The organism is Bacillus hominis (genome assembly GCF_018332515.1).
Lineage (GTDB): Bacteria > Bacillota > Bacilli > Bacillales > Bacillaceae_G > Bacillus_A > Bacillus_A hominis.
Genome location: NZ_BOQD01000214.1, coordinates 1 through 740, shown reverse-complemented (window position 1 = coordinate 740; position 740 = coordinate 1). Strand labels below are relative to the sequence as shown.

Here is a 740-nt window from a genome sequence, read left to right as displayed (position 1 = left end):
GTAATCTGTAATGTTCTAGGTTCTATTTTTGGATATTTTATTTATAAAACCTTTTTGAAAATGGCTACTAAATTTAACATTCGATGGTTAGATAAAACTAATTCTAAAGGTGTAGAATTAGTTGATAAATAAAAGTTTAAACGAGTTTATGAATATATTAATAAAGTTATTAAAGACGTACGAGTAAAAAGTACGTCTTTTTATTTTTATAAATAATACTTAAGACTGATGGGAAATCACATTCCGCATCATACAATTGAAAGTAGCTATCGTATTTCAAGTATGGAATGAAAAGGAAAGAATATAATTTTAAAAGGTAAACAAGTATATAGGAGGACTCTAAATGGATATTTTACTTGTTATTCTTATTATTGCTTTGATGCAAGGTAAAGAACGAAAAGTGAAAATAAATCGTATTTGGCTCGTTCCAGTTTTGTTGTGCGTTGTAACAGCTCAGTCTATTGTTCATATGGGACATGTAACTTTGCTGCAAGGACTACTGTTTGTTGTAATGCTTGGAATTGGCTTAGGTATTGGAATTATAAGGGGCAAGGCTTTAACCTTTCGATTAGATAGTGAAACAGGTCATGTACTACGAAAAGGAAATTGGTTAAGTACAATTATCCTTCTTGTTATTTTAGGAGCAAAAATTATAATTAAACAAAGTATGTTTTCTGGTAGTACGCACCAAACATTAATGGTTGTAACAAATGCCTTTTTATGTATTACATTAGGTACCG

General features: G+C 29.6%; 1 protein-coding gene and 1 pseudogene. Both read left to right on the top strand.

From position 1 onward, the window contains the following. Positions 1-132: pseudogene (locus KI356_RS19610) on the top strand (VanZ family protein); the annotation flags it as partial. Between the two features lie 211 nt (positions 133-343). Continuing rightward, positions 344-740 (top strand): DUF1453 domain-containing protein (locus tag KI356_RS19605; protein WP_212936198.1); only part of this gene is annotated, 397 nt, incomplete at its 3' end.